At 65.9% G+C, this 18,989-nt stretch carries 17 protein-coding genes; 2 read left to right on the top strand and 15 right to left on the bottom strand.

The window, feature by feature from the left end; all coding sequences use genetic code 11:
- Window positions 1–191: 191 nt before the first annotated feature.
- The 8 genes from PXJ20_RS03620 to PXJ20_RS03655 all read right to left on the bottom strand — a co-directional run bounded on the left by PXJ20_RS03620 (window position 192) and on the right by PXJ20_RS03655 (window position 9,320).
- Window positions 192–1,589 carry a dienelactone hydrolase family protein gene (locus PXJ20_RS03620; protein ID WP_421030197.1) on the bottom strand — a complete coding sequence of 466 codons (1,398 nt, stop codon included), beginning with the start codon at window positions 1,587–1,589 and terminating at the stop codon, window positions 192–194.
- Window positions 1,590–2,172: 583 nt separating this feature from the next.
- Entirely contained in the window at window positions 2,173–2,625 is a 453-nt protein-coding gene (locus tag PXJ20_RS03625; protein ID WP_421030198.1) for a YchJ family protein, read from the bottom strand.
- Window positions 2,626–2,656: 31 nt separating this feature from the next.
- Window positions 2,657–3,787, bottom strand: a complete 1,131-nt coding sequence (locus PXJ20_RS03630) for an acyl-CoA dehydrogenase family protein (RefSeq protein WP_421030199.1) — start codon at window positions 3,785–3,787, stop codon at window positions 2,657–2,659.
- A 51-nt stretch (window positions 3,788–3,838) separates the two neighbouring features.
- Window positions 3,839–4,516, bottom strand: coding sequence for an SDR family oxidoreductase (locus PXJ20_RS03635; protein WP_277597211.1), 678 nt, complete (start codon window positions 4,514–4,516; stop codon window positions 3,839–3,841).
- Between the two features lie 38 nt (window positions 4,517–4,554).
- The gene (locus tag PXJ20_RS03640; RefSeq protein WP_017772535.1) at window positions 4,555–5,757 is read right to left on the bottom strand and encodes an acetyl-CoA C-acetyltransferase; all 1,203 of its coding nucleotides are present in this window, start codon (window positions 5,755–5,757) and stop codon (window positions 4,555–4,557) included.
- The gene (can, locus tag PXJ20_RS03645) at window positions 5,750–6,520 is read right to left on the bottom strand and encodes a carbonate dehydratase (protein WP_277597213.1); all 771 of its coding nucleotides are present in this window, start codon (window positions 6,518–6,520) and stop codon (window positions 5,750–5,752) included. The genes PXJ20_RS03640 and can overlap by 8 nt, the downstream gene beginning before the upstream one ends.
- 85 nt (window positions 6,521–6,605) lie before the next feature.
- Complete coding sequence (aceK, locus tag PXJ20_RS03650) at window positions 6,606–8,474, bottom strand: bifunctional isocitrate dehydrogenase kinase/phosphatase (RefSeq protein ID WP_277597214.1); 1,869 nt, start codon at window positions 8,472–8,474, stop codon at window positions 6,606–6,608.
- Window positions 8,475–8,882: 408 nt separating this feature from the next.
- The gene (locus tag PXJ20_RS03655; protein WP_413212932.1) at window positions 8,883–9,320 is read right to left on the bottom strand and encodes a MerR family transcriptional regulator; all 438 of its coding nucleotides are present in this window, start codon (window positions 9,318–9,320) and stop codon (window positions 8,883–8,885) included.
- Between the two features lie 265 nt (window positions 9,321–9,585).
- Here PXJ20_RS03655 and PXJ20_RS03660 point away from each other — a divergent pair, with 265 nt between their 5' ends.
- Entirely contained in the window at window positions 9,586–10,656 is a 1,071-nt protein-coding gene (locus tag PXJ20_RS03660; RefSeq protein WP_199542808.1) for an MBL fold metallo-hydrolase, read from the top strand.
- A 140-nt stretch (window positions 10,657–10,796) separates the two neighbouring features.
- Here PXJ20_RS03660 and PXJ20_RS03665 read toward each other — a convergent pair whose 3' ends face one another.
- The 6 genes from PXJ20_RS03665 to argS form a co-directional block, all read right to left on the bottom strand.
- A complete protein-coding gene (locus PXJ20_RS03665) occupies window positions 10,797–12,389 on the bottom strand; it encodes an ABC transporter substrate-binding protein (RefSeq protein WP_277597215.1) in 1,593 nt (530 codons plus the stop codon).
- Window positions 12,390–12,701: 312 nt separating this feature from the next.
- The gene (locus tag PXJ20_RS03670; protein WP_421030200.1) at window positions 12,702–13,526 is read right to left on the bottom strand and encodes a helical backbone metal receptor; all 825 of its coding nucleotides are present in this window, start codon (window positions 13,524–13,526) and stop codon (window positions 12,702–12,704) included.
- A 55-nt stretch (window positions 13,527–13,581) separates the two neighbouring features.
- The gene (locus tag PXJ20_RS03675) at window positions 13,582–14,361 is read right to left on the bottom strand and encodes an SDR family oxidoreductase (protein WP_421030201.1); all 780 of its coding nucleotides are present in this window, start codon (window positions 14,359–14,361) and stop codon (window positions 13,582–13,584) included.
- Window positions 14,362–14,377: 16 nt separating this feature from the next.
- Window positions 14,378–15,016: a thiol:disulfide interchange protein DsbA/DsbL gene (locus PXJ20_RS03680; protein WP_421030202.1), complete on the bottom strand. Its 639-nt coding sequence runs from the start codon at window positions 15,014–15,016 to the stop codon at window positions 14,378–14,380.
- 140 nt (window positions 15,017–15,156) lie between these two features.
- Window positions 15,157–15,951, bottom strand: coding sequence for an SPOR domain-containing protein (locus PXJ20_RS03685; protein ID WP_026120987.1), 795 nt, complete (start codon window positions 15,949–15,951; stop codon window positions 15,157–15,159).
- A gap of 89 nt (window positions 15,952–16,040) precedes the next feature.
- The gene (gene argS / locus PXJ20_RS03690) at window positions 16,041–17,825 is read right to left on the bottom strand and encodes an arginine--tRNA ligase (RefSeq protein WP_199542788.1); all 1,785 of its coding nucleotides are present in this window, start codon (window positions 17,823–17,825) and stop codon (window positions 16,041–16,043) included.
- Between the two features lie 464 nt (window positions 17,826–18,289).
- Here argS and PXJ20_RS03695 point away from each other — a divergent pair, with 464 nt between their 5' ends.
- On the top strand, window positions 18,290–18,616 hold the full coding sequence (locus tag PXJ20_RS03695) for a DUF1840 domain-containing protein (RefSeq protein WP_017772547.1): 327 nt from the start codon (window positions 18,290–18,292) through the stop codon (window positions 18,614–18,616).
- Window positions 18,617–18,724: 108 nt separating this feature from the next.
- Here the strand turns inward: PXJ20_RS03695 and PXJ20_RS03700 are convergent, their stop codons facing one another.
- Complete coding sequence (locus PXJ20_RS03700; protein WP_017772548.1) at window positions 18,725–18,940, bottom strand: hypothetical protein; 216 nt, start codon at window positions 18,938–18,940, stop codon at window positions 18,725–18,727.
- Between the last annotated feature and the right edge of the window lie 49 nt (window positions 18,941–18,989).

Genomic DNA, 18,989 nt, shown 5'->3' on the forward strand with positions numbered 1-18,989 from the left:
CGATCGCGCAGCACGGCACGAGAGACGCAACGCAATCAGCGAAGAAGGCTCGTGCGAGCCGACCGCCGGCGCCGCCGTGAGAGAGAACCGCGAGAGAGAACCGCGAGAGAGAACCGCGAGAGAGAACCGCGAGAGAGAACCGTGAGAGAGAACCGCGAGAGAGAACCGCGAGAGAAAGGCCCGCCGAAGGATCAGCGGCTCGCGATGGCCGGCGTTTCGCCCGCGGTGACCGCGGTATCGCGCGCCGTGACGTTGCGATCGTCACGCTGGCCGGCATCCTCGGTGTCCGCGGATGCTTGCGCCGTGGCATGGCCGTCGTCCTTCCACACCACCGAGTCGTTGACCGCGTAGAGGCGGCACGCGCCCGCGCCTTCCTTCTGGCAGTTCGCGATTGCCACGGCCATCGGGTTGTCGCCGCCTTCGGCCCACGACCAGGCGCCGTTCTCGGAGACCGCAAACGCGCGGCTCGGATACTGCTTGAGGAAGTTGCGATACCCCGCGCGGCCTGCTTCGTCGAGGAACGGCACGGCGTTCACGGCGTCGAGGGCGGCGAAGTCAGTCGGCCTGGGCTGCGCCGGATCGGACACGCGATATTCCACCGCCGTGGGCATGCCGATGCGCCGCAGGAACGTGTCGACGGCCGGCCACCAGACATGCACGCCATCGCGGTCGCCTACGAGGCGATGGGCGTCGTTCTTGTAGGAGCCGAAATCGATGAGCCGGGCTTCGACGTCCGGCCCCGTCGCACCGCCCGTCTGCGCCTGCGTGTACGCGCTGTACATGCGCGTGACGAGCGTGGCGGGCCACACCGAATCGTTGTCGCCGTAGAGCCACAGCGAAGGCACCTGGGTCTTTGCGCCGTACGCGCCGAACGCGTGCGTGAGGTTGTCCTGCCAGCCGGTGCAGGCGTCCTGACGCAGGCCGCCCGAGAAGTTGATGAGGCCGCGCACGCCGGCTTTCGCTTCGGTGCCGTAGGCGATGGTGGCGAGCCCGCCGTGCGACGTGCCCGCCACGACGATGTGCTGGGCGTCCACGTACGGCTGCTTCGTCATGTAGTCGATGGTCGCGGCCACGTCGGCAGCCTGGCCGAGGCCATTGCGTTCCACGTCGCAGCCGTCCTGCTCGTAGGTGCCGCCCGAGCCCGCAAAGCCGCGGCGATTCGGCGCTACCACCACGTAGCCGCGGCGCACGAATTCGCGCGCGAGCGACATCGGCTCGCTGCGAGCCTGGCCGCGCGGGTCGCCGGGAATCTTGCCGTGGTTGAAGACGATCATCGGGAACGGGCCCGGACCGTCGGGACGATAGATCGTGGTTTCGAGCGTCACGCTGCCCGTTGCGTCGGCCGGAATGCGGATGATCTGCTCGTTGAGGCGCGCGCCGACGCGCGGCTCGCTGCCGTAGTCGAAACTGAGGCTGGGCACGCGGGCGCTGGCGAGCGGGCCGGGCGCGAGGATGGCAGCAGACGTGGCAGCGGAGCTGGCAGAGTTCGCGACAGAGACGGGCGCGTCAAACGTGCCCGCGTGCACGTTCGATACCGTGCCCACGGCGCAGACCGCTGCCCATCCGGCGAGAATCTTTTTGAAATCCATCCGCTGCATTCAGCTACCCGAACCCGCTTTTAAGCTCTGCTTTTAAGCCCTTGAGGCCGCCCACCGTCCGTTTTGCGGACACAGCGAGATTCCCGCGCATGTGCGCTTTCGCACACACGGCAGCCGAACCCGCCAAGGGGAGAAAAACGGCCGGGCATTTCTTCATGGATCTTCCCGAAACCACGCCGAAATGCCGCTCAACAGGCACGCGCCCAGACCTTCATTCGCCACCGGCCGCCGACGCGCTCGCTGGAGCGCCGACCGGGGCAAGCCAACAGAACCAAAACGTCAGCTTTACGAATGAAATCCGATAGTTGGGAGTCGCTTGAACCGACCCCACAACCCCGCGGAACCTGGAAATGATCCTCGCACGACAAATTACCTTTGTGCAATTCGGGGGTAACCCGCGCACGCGTGGCGACAAGGCTTGCGGAAAATGGGGCTGCGGCGCAGAACCGCGCCGGGCCGTGTTTTACTGGCCGGGCGCTCGAAATCGGTAAGAGACTCGGGAAAAAATGCGTGAGGGGCGGTAATAAGCGCCGTATGCAAAGTGCGACAGGGCCGTTTCAATCAGCCGTCCACCTCACCCCTCCCGTACGTCTCCGTCCACATACCGCCATCGTCCATCGGCGCCGCGCAGGAAGCGGCTCGTCTCGTGCAGCCTGTGGGCGCGGCCGCCCACTTTGTAGCGGGCGACGAATTCGACCTCGGCATGGGTTTCGTCGATGGGCGTATGGCGCTTGATGGCAAGGCCCAGCCAGCGCGGGGCGTCCGGCGCGTTCGGGTCGACGTCGAGATCGGCGGGGCAGGTCTCTTGCGCCCATGTGTCGCGCAGATACGCCGACTCGCCCAGCACGTACGCCGTGTACCGCGAGCGCATAAGTTCCAGCGCGCGGGGCGCCACGGTGGCGCCGTCGATGAAGCGCCCGCAGCAGTCCGCGTAACGCGGCGGCCGGGCGCCGCTTTTCTGGTCGGGCGCGGCGCCGCCGCAGGGGCAGTCCGTCGGACGGGCGCTGGCGTGGGGTGCTGAAGTCATCGGATGAGGCGTGGCGGGAGGGAATCGCGAGTCAAGCGAGCCCGCGCGCGATCAGTATCTTCTGGATATCGCTCGTGCCCTCGTAAATCTGGCACACGCGCACGTCACGGTAGATGCGCTCCACCGGAAAATCGCTGAGGTAGCCGTAGCCGCCGTGAATCTGCAAGGCCGCCGAGCAGATGCGCTCCGCGGCTTCGGAGGCGAACAGCTTCGCCATCGCCGCTTCCGTGAGACAGGGCTGGCCGGCGTCCTTCAACGCTGCGGCGTGCCAGACGAGCTGCCGGGCCGCTTCGAGCTGCGTGGCCATGTCCGAGAGCCGGAACTGCACGGCCTGGTGCGCGAAAAGCGGCTCGCCGAAGCTCTCGCGCTCCTTCGCGTAAGCGAGCGCCGCTTCGAACGCCGCGCGGGCCATGCCCACACTCTGCGCCGCGATGCCGATGCGTCCGCCTTCCAGCCCCGAAAGCGCGATGCGATAGCCCTCGCCCTCGGCGCCGATCAAATTCGCCGCCGGTACGCGGCAGTCGTCGAAAACGATCTGCGCCGTGTCCGACGAATGCTGGCCCAGCTTGTCTTCAAGCCGCGCCACGACGTAGCCGGGCGTGTCGGTGGGCACGATGAACGCGCTGATGCCGCGCTTGCCGGCGGACTTGTCGGTGACCGCCATCACGATCGCGACCTGGCCGTTCTTGCCGCTCGTGATGAACTGCTTCACGCCGTTCACCACGTAGCTGTCGCCGTCGCGCGTGGCGGTGGTGCGTAGCGCGGAGGCGTCCGAGCCCGCCTGCGGCTCGGTCAGGCAGAACGCGCCCAGCATGTCGCCGCGCGCGAGCGGCGTGAGCCAGTCGCGCTTCTGGTCGTCGTTGCCGTAAGCGAGCAGGATGCTGCACACGGGGCAGTTGTTGACCGAAATGGCCGTGGATGTGCCGCCGTCGCCGGCCGCGATTTCCTCGAGCATGACGGCGAGCGCCAATGCGTCGAGGCCGGCGCCGCCGTAGGCGGGCGGCACCATCACGCCGTAGGCGCCCAGTTGCGCCAGCTGGCGATGCACCTGCGCGGGAAAGACGCGCTCGCGGTCCCACGCGGCCGCGTGTGGCGCCACTTCCTCGCGCACGAAGGCGCGCACCGCGTCGCGGACCATCAGATGATCCTCGTCGAGCAGCATGTCGGGGTGTCTCCGTTTTTGGTGAAGTTTTTGCGATGGGTCCTGTGCGCGCTACCAGTCCAGTTCCGTGCCGTCGTACTGGAAGAAGCGTCCGTTGAAGACGTCGCGCTCTACGGCGGCTTCGGCCAGCACTTCGCGCAGGCCGTTCACGCTGTGCTGCACGTCGATGGCGGCCTCGGTGCCGCCCATGTCCGTGCGCACCCAGCCCGGATGCAGCGCCACGCACGTTGCGCGGCGGGTCTGCAGCGACGCCACCTTGAGGGCGTCGTTCACGGCCGCCTTGCTCGCGCGATAGAGCCAGCCCGTCGTGCCGCCTGCGCCCGCAATGCTGCCCATGCGGCTCGAGAGCACCGCGAGCACGCCGTGCGCCTCTTCGACGAGCGGCAGCAGAATCGGCATTAACTGCATTGGGCCGCGGACGTTGGTGGCCATCACGTAGTCGAAGTCTTCCGCCGTGAAGGTCTCGACGCCTTCGGTGCGCGGCCCGTACACGCCGGAGACGATCAACGCGACGTCGAGCCGTTCGCCGTCGAGCTTCCAGCCGAGCGCCGCAATCTGCTCGGGCTCGGTGATGTCGAGCGGGAAGGTCTGCGCGCCCATCTCGCCGAGTTCGGCGAGGGACGCTTCGTCGCGCGCCGTGGCCAGCACGCGCCAGCCGGACTTGCGGTACTGCCGCACTAACTCGCGGCCAATGCCGCGCGATGCGCCAACCACGAGCGCTGTCCTCATGCTGTCACCTCCGTGTCTGCGTACGGGTTCGCTTGCACTCACACGAGTTCGATGCCCATGGCCGTGGCCTCGCCACCGCCGATGCACAGGCTTGCCACCCCACGCTTCAACCCATGCTGACGCAGCGCGCCGATCAGCGTGACGACGATGCGCGCGCCCGAGGCGCCGATAGGATGCCCCAGCGCACACGCGCCGCCGTTGATGTTCACCTTGTCGTGCGGCAGCCCGTGCTCCTTCATGGCGGCCATCGTGACCACGGCGAAGGCCTCGTTGATCTCGTAGAGATCGACGTCGCCCGCGTGCCAGCCGTTTTTGTCGAAGAGACGCCGGATGGCGCCCACCGGCGCCGTGGTGAACTTCGCGGGTTCCTGCGCGAAGGTCGTGTGGCCCACCACGCGCGCGAGCGGCGAGAGACCGAGGCGCGCGGCCGTCGATGCCCGCATCATGACGAGCGCGGCTGCACCGTCCGAAATGGACGACGAGTTCGCCGCCGTCACCGTGCCGGTCTTGCTGAACGCGGGCTTGAGGCTCGCAATCTTCTCGATGTTGGCCTTGAACGGCTGTTCATCGCGTTCCACCCGCACTTCGCCCTTGCGGCTTTCCACCGTGACCGGCGCGATCTCCCACGCGAAGGAGCCGTCTTCGTTCGCACGCTTCGCGCGCTTCAACGATTCGATGGCGAACGCGTCCTGCTGCTCGCGCGAAAAGTCGAACGACGCCGCGCATTCCTCAGCGAACGTGCCCATCAGGCGGCCTTTCTCGTATGCGTCTTCAAGGCCGTCGTAGAACATGTGATCGATCACCTGGCCGTGGCCCATGCGCATGCCGGCGCGCGCCTTCGGCAGCAGGTACGGCGCGTTGGTCATGCTCTCCATGCCGCCTGCCACGATCACCTGAGCCGATTCGGCGAGCAGCATGTCGTGCGCGAACATGGCCGCGCGCATGCCCGAGCCGCACATCTTGTTGACCGTCGTGCAGCCCGCCGACAGCGGCAGGCCCGCGCCCAGCGACGCCTGGCGCGCCGGCGCCTGGCCCTGGCCCGCCGGCAGCACGCAGCCCATGATCACTTCATCGACGTGCTCCGGCTTGAGGCCGGCGCGCTCGACGGCTGCCGCAATCGCCGCGGACCCGAGCTGCGGCGCGGTGAGCGCGGCGAACTCGCCCTGGAACGCCGCCATCGGCGTGCGCGCGGCCGCCACGATGACGACCGGATCGCGTGTTGTCCCGTTCATTTCACTCATGTTTGAGCTCCTTGATAACGCCTTGTACGACGGCGGGTACGTCGCCGAGCTTCGCGGCATCGGCGGCCACCACGTCGTTGTCGGTTTCGTGGGCGTGGCTGGTCGTGGCGCCGCTCACGCAGCGCTGATACGTGTCTTCGAGCTGATCGGCCGACGAGATCGTCATGCCGAGGTTGCGCACGCGGCCGTCATGCACGCCGTAGGCCCAACCGTGAACGGTGAGCGACTGGCCGCGCGCCCACGCGTCGTTGACGATGGTGGTGCGGCAAACGTTGAGCACCTGCTCGATGGTGTTGAGTTCCACGAGCCGCCGGTGGCGCGCTTCGCCGATGGGCCATTCTTCGAGCAGCGCGGCGTGCTTGGCGCGCACGTCCTGCACGTGATGCAGCCAGTTGTCCGCGAGGCCCACGCGCCGGCCGTGCAGCGCCGCGCCCACGCCCGAGCAGCCGTAGTGGCCCACCACCATGATGTGCTTGACCTTCAGCAGGTCGACGGCGAACTGGATCACCGAAAGACAGTTGAGGTCCGAGTGCACCACCACGTTGGCGATGTTGCGGTGGACGAACACCTCGCCCGGCGGCAGGCCGATGATCTGGTTGGCGGGCACCCGCGAATCGGAACAGCCGATCCACAGATACTCGGGCGCCTGCTGGTCGGCGAGGCGCGAGAAGTATTGCGGGTCGGCGGCGAGCTTCGAGGCAACCCACTTCCGGTTGTTGTCGAACAGGTGTGAGAGCGGATGGTCTGGAGAAGTCGTGCTCATGATGACTCGATTGGTGTTTCGGGGCCGCGGGGGCGGCCCACCGGTTGAGGCTGAAAGAAGGTGGCGTAGAGCGCGCGCATGGCGGTCATGCCACCTTCACGGCGGCTTCGTCGGCTGTGTTGGCCGTGGCCGCTGCGGGCTGCGTGGGCAGGTTCGATGCCTGACCCACGTGGCCCCCGGCGCCGACGAAGCGCTCGGGATAACGTACGCAGAAGCGGATGCTCTGGTCGTACGGGAAAAAGTCGGGCAACTCGCCCTTCAGCAGATGATCCTTGTGCCTTTGCCAGAGTTCGGGCGTGAAGAAGTCGGCGTGGTGCGCGAGGAAGTATTGCCGCACGCGCGTGTCGCCCAGCAGGAACGTGCCGTAGGTTTCCGGGAAGATGTCGTGCGGGCCGACGGCGTACCACGGCTCGCCGGAGAGTTCGTCTTCCTCGTTGCGCGGAGCGGGCACGGCGCGCACGTTGCAGTCGGTGAGGTACTCGATCTCGTCGTAGTCGTAGAACACCACGCGGCCGTGGCGCGTCACGCCGAAGTTCTTGTAGAGCATGTCGCCCGGGAAAATGTTCGCCTGCATCAGCTCTTTCACCGCATCGCCGTATTCCTTCACCGCGTGTTCCACCTGCTCGTCGGTACCGTTTTGCAGGTAGATATTGAGCGGCACCATGCGGCGCTCGATGTAGACGTGGCGGATCACGAGGTTGTCGCCCTCGTACTCGATCATCGAGGGCGCGTAGGTTTCCAGTTCCTTGATGAGCGCGTCGTCGAGGCGCGACACCGGCAGCGCGACGCTCGAATATTCGAGCGTGTCGGCCATGCGGCCCAGCCGGTCGTGACGCTTCACCAGCTGGTACTTCGCGACGATCTGCTCGCGCGTGGTCTCTTTGGGCGGCGGGAACGCGTCCTTGATGAGCTTGAACACGTATGGGAACGACGGCAGCGTGAACACCAGCATCACGAGGCCCTTGATGCCGGGCGCGACGATGAACTGGTCGCTCGAATGCGAGAGGTGATGCAGCAGGTCGCGGTAGAACAGGTTCTTGCCCTGCTTCTGCAGACCCACCGATGTATAGATTTCCGCCTTCGGCTTGCCCGGCATGATGGTGCGCAGGAACTCGACGTAGGCCGAGGGCACTTCCATGTCCACGAGGAAGTACGAGTGCGAGAAGCTGAAGATGATGAGCAGCTGCTCACGCTTGAGCAGCACGGTATCGAGCGTGAGCACGCCGGGCTTCGCGTGGCGGATGGGCACGGCGAACGGCAGCATGACTTCGCCGTTGATGATGCGCCCGATGATGTAGGCCGCCTTGTTGCGGAAGAACAGCGACGAGAGCACGTGAATCTGGAAGTTCGCGGCTTCTTCGAATTCGCCGAACGCGTCGTGAATGGCCTGCATCAGGCAGCCGACGTCGCGCGTGAGGTCTTCGAACGGCGGCTCCAGCTGGAAGTTCGTGACGACGCGCTCGAGCGTGGCGGCGAGCCCGTCCTTGCCGGGATAGTAGGCGCGGTAGGTGGGCTTCGCGGCGGGCTCGTCGTTCTCGATGTACTCCGTCGAGATGGCGGGCCGCACGAAAATGAAGTCGTTGTTGAAATACGAGCGGTGCAGGATCTTGCAGCAGACCGAATTGAAGAAGGTCTCGGCGCACTCGGGCTGCTGGTGGCGCGTGAGCAGGCCGATGTAGTGGAGCTTGATCTGCTGCCAGACTTCGTCGTCGATGTTCTCGGCGTCGTATTCGTCTTCGAGCAACTCGACGCATTCTTCCACGCGCTCGTCATACGACGTGATGCGCTCGCGCGCGAGACGCTGCAGGCCATGCCAGTCGCCGGCTTCGAACAGCTCTTTTGCACGGATGGCTGCGTCGCGGAAGATCCGGTAGTGCCGATCGAAGCCTTCGAGCATGGTTTGCGCGAGGTCGAAACCGATCTGCGACGACAGCAGTTTGGGAAAGTGATTCATGTCGACCGTGCATGTTCCATGTCGTGAGGACACACGGGATTGTATCGTCCGCGAGTGTCTGGGCTGTTCGCGGCCTTTCGTTTTGGCCGCTTTTGCGCGCTTCGTTCTGCGCGCACCTGGCCGGCCGTGGCGGCTTCTTTCGGCCATCGCGCGCGATCGTGATGGCATCGTGCGCGAACGGCGCGGCACGCGCCAGTGCTGACTACCCTGTAACCGAGCGCTCGTGGCGGCGTGGGCTGGGGCCTGTGCCGAGGTGCGCCGCCCACCCGTCTGCTTGCCGCTGTTTCCTCGTCTCGCTCCCTGGTGGCGGGCCTTGGGTGCCTGTTGGTTTGCTGCTATCTCCTGTCGGTGCCTTGCGCTCGCAGGCGCGCGGTTTTCCAGTTCGGGTTCGTTCCTGGGGCAGCGGGTTCAGCGGGTCTCGCCCGAGGACGTAGCGGCTTCCGTGCCGCGTTCGCCTTTGTGCCGGTTGCCTTCCAGCAGCGTCCGCGCCTGCGTTTCGTACTGCGCGAGGTCTTCGAGCGTCGCGTTCAGGTCTTCGCGTTGCCGTTCGAGCACCTCGCGATGGCGCACCACCGTGGCGAGAAACGCCTGGAGCTGGGGAAGGGTGTCGGTCGGCGATTCGTAGAGGTCGAGCAGATCGCGAATTTCCGAGAGCGTGAAGCCAAGTCGCTTGCCGCGCAGCGTCAGCTTGAGGCGCGTGCGATCGCGTCCCGAATAGACGCGCCGCAGACCGCTCGCCCCCTCGCGGCTGGGCGAGAGCAGACCTTGGTCCTCGTAGAACCGGATGGCGCGGGGTGTGACGTCGAATTCGCGGGCAAGCTCGGTGATCGTGTACTGGGTGGTCATGGCTCGGAAGTCGTCGGACCGGCGCGGCACGTTGGGCGGCTGGGTAGCACTGGGTAGCCGCCGGGTAGCCGCCGGGTAGCGGCCGGCACGTGGGTCCAAATGAACGATAGAATCGACGTTTACGTTATCGTCAACTTGAGACTTGCGCAACCTGGCGCGAGGTTGCCGAACGAGCCGGCAACCAGGCCGGTAAGCAAGCCGGCGACCAGGCCGGCAACCAGGCCGATCGACGCAGCCAGGCAGGAAAAAGGAGAAGAGACCCGCGATGAATGCACTCGAACACCAGCTCAACTATCCCTTTGCGGACACGCTGCCCGAGCCCGGCAGTGTGTTCGAAGTCGCGCCGGGCGTGTTCTGGCTGCGCATGCCGCTGCCGTTCGCGCTCGATCACATCAATCTTTGGCTGTTGCGCGATGAAATCGACGGACAGCGTGGCTGGACGGTGATCGACTGCGGCATCGCGTCGGACACGATCAAGGCGCACTGGGAAAGCGTGTTCGATAGCGTGCTGGAGGGTTTGCCGGTGTTGCGCGTGCTCGTCACGCACTGCCACCCGGACCATCTCGGGCTCGCACACTGGCTGTGCAACGGCGGCGAGCGCGAGCGCTGGAACGTGCGGCTGTGGATCACCTTGGGCGAATACATGCTGGGCCGCGTGATGGGTGCAGGGGACGGCTCGAATGCGGGCGGCGAGGGCGCCGCGCGGCACTTCGCGCGCCATGGCCTCGCCGACGAGGCATCACTGGAAAAACTGCGCAGTCGTCGCAGCTACTACTCGAGCCTCGTGCCGGCTATTCCGAGCCAATATCGGCGGCTGCGCGAGGCCGACGAAGTGCGCATTGGCGGACGTAGCTGGCGCGTGGTGACGGGCTTCGGCCATTCGCCCGAGCATTGCGCGCTGCATTGTGAAGAGGCGGGCGTGCTGATTTCCGGCGACATGGTGCTGCCGCGCATTTCCACCAACGTTTCGGTGTTCGACATCGAGCCCGAAGGAAACCCGCTCGCGCTGTATCTCGAGTCGCTGGGCCGTTACGAGCCCATGCCGGCGGACACGCTCGTGCTGCCCTCGCACGGCAAGCCGTTCCGTGGACTGCACACGCGTATTGGCCAATTGCGGGCGCACCACGACGCGCGGCTTGCCGAAGTGCGCGAGGCCTGTGAAAAGGCGCCGTGCAGCGCGGCCGACATCGTGCCGCTGATGTTCAAGCGCGAGCTGGACATTCACCAGATGACCTTCGCGATGGGCGAAGCGCTCGCGCACTTGCATCTGCTGTGGCTGGCGGGCGAACTCAAGCGCGAGCAGGGCGACGACGGGGTGATCCGCTTCGCGGCTTGAAGTCAGCCTGGATTCCGCTTGGGTCCAGCTTGGGTCCAGCTTGTATCGGGCTTGAGGCTGACGCTGGCCCGGGCCGGGCGGCTCCCATCCCGACCCAGCTCTGGCAGCTCCGTCCCGACGCTGCCAGGGCCGTGTGAGCGTTACTGCACCACCACGTTCCCGAAGTTCTGCCGCCCGAACGGGCTGACCTGATAGCCGCTGACGTTCGCCCGCGTAATCGCCGCAGCCGTGGGATAGCCGAGCGGAATCCACAACGCCTCGTCGTGGATGATCTTTTGCGCGGCCTCGTAGGCCTTGGTCCGCTTGCCGAGGTCCGCTGTCGTCTTGCCTTCGGCGATCAGCTTGTCGAGTTGCGGGTCGCAGTAACGCGCGAAGTTGATGCCCGACTTCACGGCATTGCAGCTGAAGAGCGGCGACAGATAGTTGTCGGGGTCGCCGTTGTCGCCGGCCCAGCCCATGAAGAGGGTGTCGTGCTGCCCCTGCTTCGCTTCCTTGATCAGCTCGCCCCATTCGATCACCTTCACGTCCGCTTTCACGCCGATCTTCGCGAAGTCGGCCTGCAACAGTTCCGCGCCGGCTTTCGGATTCGGGTTCAGCACGCTACCGGTTGGCCGGACCCAGATCGTGGTCGAGAAACCGTTCGGCAGACCGGCCTCCGCGAGCAGCTGTTTGGCCTTGGCGATGTCGTGCGGATACGGCTGGATGCCCTTGTCGTAGCTCCACGTGTTGGGCGGCCACGGGTTCGCGGCGGGTATCGCGGTGTTGTCGAAGACGACTTTGAGATAAGTGGCGCGATCGAAGGCGAGGTTCAGCGCCTGGCGAACCTTCTGGTTGTCGAGCGGCTTCTTCTCGGTGTTCAGCGCGACGAAGGCGGTCATGAAGGCGGGCGTCTGCACGACCTTCAGTGACTTTTCGTTCTTCGCGTCGGCAACGTCCTGAGGCTTCGGGGAGAGTGCGATCTGGCATTCGCCGGCCTTGACCTTCTGCGCGCGCACCGCGGCGTCAGGCGTGATGGCGTAAATCAGGCGGTCGATCTTCGGCTTCGGCCCCCAGTACGTGGGGTTCACCTCATAGCGGATCAGCGCGTCTTTCGTGTAGCTCTTCAGCACGAACGGCCCGGTGCCGATCGGCTTCGCGTTGAGGTCCGTCTGCTTGCCGGCCTTGAGCAGCTGGTCGGCATATTCGGCCGAATAGATCGACGCGAAGCCCATCGTCAGGATGGGCAGGAACGTGGCGTTCGGTTCGTTGAGTTCGAACTTCACCGTGCTGTCGTCCACCTTGGATACCGACTTGATCAGCTTCGTGAGGCCCATCGACTGTGCGTGCGGAAAGCCGCTCGGGCCCGTCACCTTGTGCCACGGGTTGCTGTCGTCGAGCATGCGGGTGAACGTGAAGACGACGTCGTCGGCATTGAGCGGACGGTTGGGCTTGAAGTAGTCCGTGGTCTGGAACTGCACGTTCGGGCGCAGATGGAACGTGTAGGTGAGGCCGTCGTCGCTGACTTCCCACTTGTCGGCGAGCGCCGGCACGACCTTCTTCGCGGCCTCGTCGTATGAGACGAGCGGGTTGAAGATCACGTCGGCCGAGGCGTTCGTCGTAACGAGCGAGTTGAACTGGACGACGTCGAAACCGTCCGGGCTCGACTCCGTGCACACCGTGAGCGGTTTGGCCAGTGCCAGCGCTGGCAGAGCCACGAGCAGGGGCAGCAAGGCGGCGGGCAGTCTGAGGCGCATAGGTTCTCCCATAACAGTCGTGGTCAGGCAGTTCGTCTGGTTCATGGCGCAAGCGAAGCATCGCACGTTCGGGCCGGCCACGCCTGCGCGGGCAGCCTGCGATGCAGCGCCTGGCTGGTGCAGCAGCCTGTCTGCGGATTCAAGCGATTCCAGCCCGGCAAGCTTATCGAAGGGATATTGCGGCGACAACCCGTCCAATCGGCATATGGTTATGCGCGGCGGTCGGGCGCAAGCTACGAACTGCGCGAGGGTTTGCGGAAAGCAAAACCCAGCGGCGCGCGGGTCCACTGAGCGTGAGGAAGCGAGCTTGTGTCAGGCCGAGGCGAAGTTCATCAGATACTCGATGCCCGCGATTGCCCGCGAGCCGTACCACGAGACGAATTCGCCATCGATCAACCCAACACGCTTGCCGGCGAGCCTTGGGTCGCGGCGCAAGGCATCTGCGTGGGCCAAGGTGAAGCGGTAGGGCTCGCTCGACAGCAGCACGCGGTCTACGTCTGCGAGCCAGGGCGCGTCGAAATCGAAGGTCGGATAGCGTGCGGCACCAGCGGCGCCGCCATACCTCACGGGCTGTGTCTGCCAGTTCACGAGCCCGAGCATGGCGGCGATGTAGGTGTCGCGCGCTACGGTCATCCACGGCTCGCGCCAGATGGCGTAGAGCACGTGCTGTTCCGGCCATGCGTGTGCCGCCACTGCATCGAGCCGCGCCTGCAGCGCCACGCAGAGCGTTTCGGCTTCTCGCTCGCGATCGAAGATGGCGCCAAGCAACCGGTACAGCGTGAGATTGTCGTGCGGCGCGAGCGGATGCGTGACGACGACGTGCGGCACGAAGCGGCGCAGTTCATCCACCGTGTGCGCTTCGTTTTCGTCGATGTTGACGATGACGTGCGTGGGCCGCAACGCGCGAACGGCGTCGATCTTGACGGCTTTCGTGCCGCCGACCTTCGGCACGTGGTGCACGCGCTCGCGCGGGTGAATGCAGAAGCCCGTGCGTCCGACGATCTGTGCGTCGAGCGAAAGCGCAAACAGCAATTCGGTGATGCTGGGAACGAGGGAGACGATGCGGGCACCGGGGCCGGCGCGGCCGTGTTCGGCACCGGCTGCGTCAACCGTGGCACCGCTGACGCCTGCCTGCATGCTAGCCGCGAGCGCCGACACAGGAGGGCCGGCCGTTGCTGGCGAGCCCATGCGCCTATTCGCCCGCGTCGCCCGCGCGTGGTTTGCGCGGCGCCTTTTCGAAGACGCGATCGTAGATCGCGCGCGGCAGCCCGTGCAGCAGCGCGGCCGCCACGCGCATCTGCCACGGGAACACGGCGAAGCGCGTTTTGCGGGCGACGGCGTCCGCGACCTTCGCCGCGAAACGGTCCACGTCCATGAGGAACGGCATGCGATAGGGGTTGCGCGCCGTCATCGGCGTGCGGATGTAGCCGGGCGCAATGGTGACGACGGCCACGCCATGCGGGCGCATCTCCACGCGCAGCGCTTCGAGGTATTTGAGCGCCGCCGCCTTGGACGCGCTGTAGGCCCCCGAGCCAGGCAAGCCGCGTACGCCTGCCACGCTGGCAATGCCGACCAGCGTACCGTGCCTCGCGGCCACCATGGCGGCCGCGAATGGCTCGAAGGTGGCGACCATGCCGTAGTAGTTAACGTCCATGACGTCGCGGAACGTCTTGAGGTCGCCGTGGCCGGTGATCGCGCCGCGGCTCACGCCTGCGTTGGCGATGACCACGTCGGGACAGCCGTAGTCGGCCATGAATCGCTGCGCGGCGCTGGCGAGCGCAGCCTCGTCGCGCACGTCGACGGCGTAAATGGCGATGGGGTGGGACGGGTGCGCCTGGCGGAAGCTGGCGAGTGCGTCGCCACGACGGGCGACGAGGCCGAGAGTCGCGCCGCGCCGCGCATATTCGGCGGCAAGCGCGAGGCCAATGCCGCTCGAAGCGCCGGTGATGAAAACCTTGAGAGGTGGGCTCATGCCGGCGCTTCGGCGCTTACATCTTCTTGGCGCGAATCTGGCCGATCAGGTAGTCCAGCACCTGGAGCGTGCCGGGCAGGCTGTTCGTCATCGCGGGGCCGGTCTCGTACTTGCCTTGCACGGCAAGCGTCGGTACGCCGTCGATGTTGTAGTCCGCGATCATCTTCTTGTCGCGTTGCAGAGCGCTTTGCGTGGAGAACGAGTTGTAGGCGTCCATGAACTTCTTCGGATCCACACCGTTCTTCGCGAGGAACTTCGCCTGGTCTTCGGGCTTGAGCAGGTAGTCGCGGTTCACGTGGATCTCGTTGAAGACCTTCGGCGTGAGCTGCGGTTCGACGCCCAGCGCGTCCAGCGCGTGGTAGAGCTTCGAATGCGGCAGGAAGTCGTCGCGGAACGCCACCGGCACACGCTTGAACACCACGTCCGGACCTTGCTTCTTGACCCACGCTTCCAGGTACGGCTCGAACTCGTTGCAGTGCGGGCAGCCGTACCAGAAGAATTCGGTGACCTCGATCTTGCCGGCCGGTACGTCCACCGGCTGCGGCGTCTTCAGGACGCTGTAGTCCGTGTCGGCGACCGGCGCGGCGGGGCTCGCCTGCGCGCCGACGGCGACGATCGAAAGAGAAAGAAACAGTGCGCTAAAGAGTTTTTTCATTTCCTTGTGACCCACGTTGGCATGTGTTGGCACGCGTTAGTGCTCAGGGGGCGCTCAGGGTGCGTTCGCTGCGCGCCGCCCGTGCAGTACTCAGACCGGTGCCGACCGCGCCGGGTTCAGCGGCCGGCGCATCGAAAGCGTTACTGTTTCGTGAAACGGATGACGGCCGTGTCGATTCCCGCGTCGGACAACCGCTGGCGCGTGGTGTTCATGTCGTCGAACTTCGAAAACGGCCCGATGCGCACCCGGTAATACGTGATGCCGCCCGCGTCGCGCTGCGTGACCTTCGATTCGAAACCCTGGAACGCGAGGCGCGCGCGCTGCTGCTCGGCGTCGGCGGCGGTCTTGTAGGCGCCCACCTGGAGGAAATAGCCGGTGTTCGCGTCCCCTGCGGCGGGCGCGGCGCCCTGCTGGGCGGGCGAGGCCGGAGCGGGCTTCGGCGTTACCGCGGGAGCCTTGGGCGGCGGATTGTTCGCCAGCTGTGCGGTGTTGCCGGCCGGTTTCTGTGCGGGCTGGGCGGCGTTGTTGTCGGTGGCGGGCTTCGGCGGCACGGCGACGCCGTTGTTGGCGGCAGCCGGCGCGCTGGACGGCGGCACTTCGACGATCTGCGGTTCCTCCAGCATGCCGGACTGCGACTGGCTCGTGCTCTGGCCCGGCGCCGTGTTGGGCGGCGCGGGTTGTGCGGCCTGCGGCACCGGCTGGCCGGGGGTCTTGCCCTGCAGCGAGCGGTTCGGATCGTACTGCTGCGCGCCGCTTGCGCCCGTATCGGAAGCCGCCGGCGGCGCCACCTTCGCGACGAACGGCGAGGGCGCGCGCGTGATGTAGAGCGCCACCACCACCGCGATCGCGAGGCCGACAATCAGGCCCAGCACGATACCGAGAAACGTTCCCCCGGTCTGTTTCGACTGACTTGTAGTGCGGCGTGGTTTGGCCATCGTTTGAATCACCTGCGAACAAAAGAATCCTGGGAGGGCCGCCGTTCGTCGCGGCGGCCACGTGTTGCCACTTGTGTGACGTCGGGAACTTACATGCGCTCGGGTGCCGAGACGCCGATCATGGCGAGGCCGTTGGCAAGCACCTGGCGTGTGGCCGCGAGCAGGGCGATGCGCGCATCGCGCTCCTTCGCGTCGTCGACGAGAACGCGTTCGGCATTGTAGAACGAGTGAAACTCCGCGGCGAGTTCGCGCAGGTAGAAGGCCACCGCGTGCGGCGCGAGTTCGTCGGCGGCGTGCGTGAGCATGTCGGGATACTCGGCGAGTTTGGCCACGAGCGCGAGCGCGCGTTCGCTCGCGAGCGGCGTGAGGTCGATATTCGGCAGCGCCGATTCGTCGCCGTTGTGGCGCGACTTCCACTCGTTGAGCACCGACGAGATCCGCGCGTGCGCGTACTGCACGTAATAGACGGGGTTCTCGTCGTTCTGCTTCAGCGCGAGGTCGATGTCGAACACGAATTCCGTGTCGGCCTTGCGCGAGATCAGGAAGAAGCGCACGGCGTCGCGGCCGCGGCGGATGGTGGCCTCGTCGAGCAGATCGGGCGCCGTTTCCGAGCCCGGTGTCGCGCCGCCCGACCATTCGATCAGATCGCGCACGGTCACGTAGCTGCCCGCGCGCTTCGAAATCTTCACTTCCTGACCGTCGCGCATGACGGTGACCATCTTGTGCAGCACGTAGTCGGGGTAGCCCTTCGGAATGCCGACGCCGAGCCCCTGCAGGCCCGCGCGCACGCGTGCGATGGTGCCGTGATGGTCCGAGCCCTGAATGTTGATGACCTTCGTGAAGCCGCGCTCCCACTTGGTCACGTGATAGGCGACGTCGGGCACGAAGTAGGTGTAGGTGCCGTCGGACTTGCGCATCACGCGGTCCTTGTCGTCGCCGTAGTCGGTGGTGCGCAGCCACAGCGCGCCGTCCTGCTCGTAGGTCTCGCCGGTCTTGATCAGCGCCTCGACGGTCTTTTCCACGCGACCTTCGGTGTAGAGCGACGACTCCAGGTAGTACTGGTCGAACTTCACGCCGAACGCCTGGAGGTCCATGTCCTGCTCGTGGCGCAGATAGGCCACGGCGAAGCGGCGGATCGCGTCGAGGTCTTCGACGTCGCCTGTGCCCTTAACCGGCTCGCCGTCCTTGGCCGAGACGGTTTCGCCCGCCATGAAGTCGCGCGCGATCTCCGCGATGTACTCACCGTTGTAGGCCGCTTCGGGCCAGCCCGCGTCGCCGGGCTTCAAGCCGCGGGCACGCGCCTGCGTGGAGACGGCGAGATTCTGGATCTGCACGCCGGCATCGTTGTAGTAGAACTCGCGATGCACGGCGTAGCCCTGCGAGGCCAGCACGTTCGAAATGGCGTCGCCGAGCGCGGCCTGGCGACCGTGTCCCACGTGCAGCGGACCCGTGGGGTTCGCCGACACGAACTCGACCAGCACGCGCTTGCCGGCTTCGCGCTGCGCGCGGCCGTAGGCGTCGCGTTCGGTGAACACCGCGCCGATCACGGCGCGCTTCGCATCCGCGGTGAGACGCAGGTTGATGAAGCCAGGGCCTGCCACTTCGGCGTGTTCGACAAGACCCTTCGCGGCGGCGCTTGCCACGATGGCATCGACGATCTGCTGGGCAAGTTGTCGCGGATTCGCGCGCAGCGGCTTGGCCAGTTGCATGGCGACGTTGCAGGCCACGTCGCCGTGGGCAGCCACCTTCGGGCGTTCAAGGGCGATGGCGGGTGCGACGAACGCGGCGTCTGCCGTGCCTTGAGTTGCGTCGGCCACTTTCTTGACCGCGTCGGCGAACAGCGTTTCGAGAGTCTGTTTTTGTGCGGGCAGCATGCTTGTTGCAGGTCCTATGCGGGTAATCGGCTGCGGCCGGCGTTGCGTGGCCGGGCCGTCACGAATGGGTGGAAAGCGGGCGCTGCGGCGCTCGCGCGGGACGCGGACAACTGCGCGCCGTTGTCTGAGCGGCGGGCTGTCCAGGCAACTGCCTGAGCGATCGCCCAAGCGGTTGCATGAGCCCTGCGAGCGAAGGCGCTTCAGGCCGACTCGCCGTGCAGCATGCAGACCTGCGTGCCGACGAGGGTGAGCCGTATGCTGCCTATGCTCCGGGCGTCCGGCAACGCTTGCGTGCTGCACGGCGGCCGTTCGGTTTTCCGTTCAGAGGGATTTTAGCAGGTGCTAATATGTCCAATACGACGCCCGCGACGAGCTGCAGAGGGGCATCTCGCCGTTGCATGATACCGGCCGATGCCGCTTGCGCGGGCCGCACGAGGTTCAACAAAATGAGAAGGGGAGCAGTCATGCTGATTACTTTCAAATGCCATGCGTCGCCGGATGTCACGATGCTGGAAAATCTGGCGCAGTACCTGCTCGGCATTATCGGCAAACGGCTCGACAAGCAAGGCGTGATCACGCACGATCAGCTCGAACCGGCCATCACGAAGCTTGAAGCGGCCATCGCCACGGACAAGCGCGAGCGTGCCGAGCACGACGGACATTTCCACGAGGGCGAAGACGGTCACGAGCCGCACGAGATTCCCATCGGGCTTGCGCAGCGTGCGTATCCGTTCCTCGACATGCTGCGAGCCGCGCACAAGGAGCAATCCGATATCGTCTGGGGCATTTGACGCAGCCCACGTGAAAAGAGCCCGCTCCATCGAGCGGGCTCTTTTGCAATGTGACGCTATGACGCTAGCGTTACGTTGTGCGGCTTCAGGCTTGCGCGGGCTCAACCGTTACTGGCTGGCGGCAGGCGCAGCCGGCTCCGCGGTTGCGGCAGCCGAAGCGCCATGCTTCATCTTTTTCTTCTTCGGCTTCTTCACGTGTTTCTGGCGCGGCGGCGAATAGCTGCTCACCGCGCTCGCTTCGCCCGGCGTCGCCTGCTGGGCGAAGGCCGGCAGGCTCCCGCCTGCGAGCGCAAGCGCAGTCAACATCAGCGTCAGCTTCTTCATACGATTTTTCTCCGTTGACGGTTGCATGGATGGCCGACGCGTTGGCGGT

The sequence above is a fragment of the Paraburkholderia sp. A1RI_3L genome, assembly GCF_048957895.1.
GTDB lineage: Bacteria > Pseudomonadota > Gammaproteobacteria > Burkholderiales > Burkholderiaceae > Paraburkholderia > Paraburkholderia kururiensis.